The organism is Bradyrhizobium oropedii, assembly GCF_020889685.1.
Taxonomy (GTDB): domain Bacteria; phylum Pseudomonadota; class Alphaproteobacteria; order Rhizobiales; family Xanthobacteraceae; genus Bradyrhizobium; species Bradyrhizobium oropedii.
Window position 1 is genome coordinate 1 of record NZ_JACMYO010000417.1, and the last position, 1,491, is coordinate 1,491.

The 1,491-nt window shown below is 61.4% G+C and carries 1 protein-coding gene; it reads right to left on the minus strand.

Annotated elements, in window-relative coordinates; translation table 11 throughout:
- Window positions 1-3: 3 nt before the first annotated feature.
- The gene (locus H8A95_RS42985; protein ID WP_233287425.1) at window positions 4-1,293 is read right to left on the minus strand and encodes an IS4 family transposase; all 1,290 of its coding nucleotides are present in this window, start codon (window positions 1,291-1,293) and stop codon (window positions 4-6) included.
- Window positions 1,294-1,491: the final 198 nt, after the last annotated feature.

Genomic DNA, 1,491 nt, shown 5'->3' on the forward strand with positions numbered 1-1,491 from the left:
GCACTAGGGCATGCACATAACTCTGAGGCTCCATCCTGCTGCGACGGCGTGGAAGTATTCGAGGCCGTTCTTGAAGGTGATCGGGCCCGGCGGCTTGGACGATGGGTAGCCATCCCAGCCACCGAGACGGCCAATGATCCAGGCGGCCCAAGCAAGGCTACTGGGTGGGTGTGGGTTCTTTAGTCGCTTGCTGCCGGCTTCGAGTTGCTGGTTGAGGGCCGTGAGCGCGTCAATTTGGCTGTTGTCGAAGGCAACGAGAATGGGTTGGCGACCACCATTGCGGGCCTGCAGAAGCTGGATGGTGATGACCGCCGCCTTGGCGGCGATTGCAACCAGCTTGAGAAGACGATCGGCGGATCCGATCTGACTGTCTTCGAGCTTGAGGCCTTGTGTCTTCAGGATGCGGAAGAACTGCTCGATGATCCAGCGCTGCTTGTACCATTGGACGATACGCCAGGCGTCCTCGACGCTGGTAACCTCGTGAGAGGTGAGAAGGCGCCAGTGCAGTGGCTCTACGCCGGTTCCGGCATTGATCTCGCGTACATCGACCACCGCCAATGGCAAGCTTTTCGGCAAATGGTGCAGGAACTTACTCTGCGGGCGGGCAAGCTCGATTGCGTCAAAGCGAAGTTCGAGATGGGCCAGGCGAGCGGACCGCGCGGCGCGCGCAGGCAGTTGGATCGTACGTCGGTCCACCGCGGCCATGGCATCGCTAGCCTCATATAAGCTGCTGCGGTCGGCAAGCTTGCGATCATGCATGCTGCGCGCGATGACGTGGAAGTGCTGCTCAGCCGAGTTGGCATAGAGGGCAAAAATATCGCTCTCGCGGTCACCCAGCACCGTCACCGCCGCGGCCTTGGTGAGCAGCGGCCTTGCCGCCACGGCCGTGGATATCCAGCGCTGCGATTCCTTGTCCGATAATTCCCGATCGTCGTGCGAGACCGTGCGGCGGCCTTTGCGCGTCCATATCTGCCCGCTCAAAAGTCCAAGACAGCTGCCATCATCGGCATCCACAGCCAGCAGCGGATGCAGCAGCACGCCATGGTTATTGCCCTTGCCGATTTCTCCGAGCCCGCGCCGGCGTTGCGGTGTGGTGTTGAAGTGGATCTCGCTGGTGTCCTGGATCGCCAGCACGTGGCGGCCTTCCACCGCAGCGACCGTGCTTTCGCTCCAGCTTTCGATGATCCGCTCCGCCGTCACCTTGTCATGGCCAAGAAAGCGGTGGAACCGCACTTCCAGCGCCCGGTTCCCCCTGGAGAGCTGCCGAAGGCAGACAGTTCTGCCCGCAACCATGCGTTCGACGAACGCCGCCCCCCTTTATCGAGACGACGATCCCCGAACCGGCCTAGCGTCCAGTCAATCCGTGACAACATCGCGGCACCCCGTCCAAACCATGGAGTGCCGCAATAGGAATCACACAGACTTCCGATTCTGGAATCCCCCGTGGCGAACCCGAGTCAATCCGCCGCACCTGATATGTGCATGCCCTAG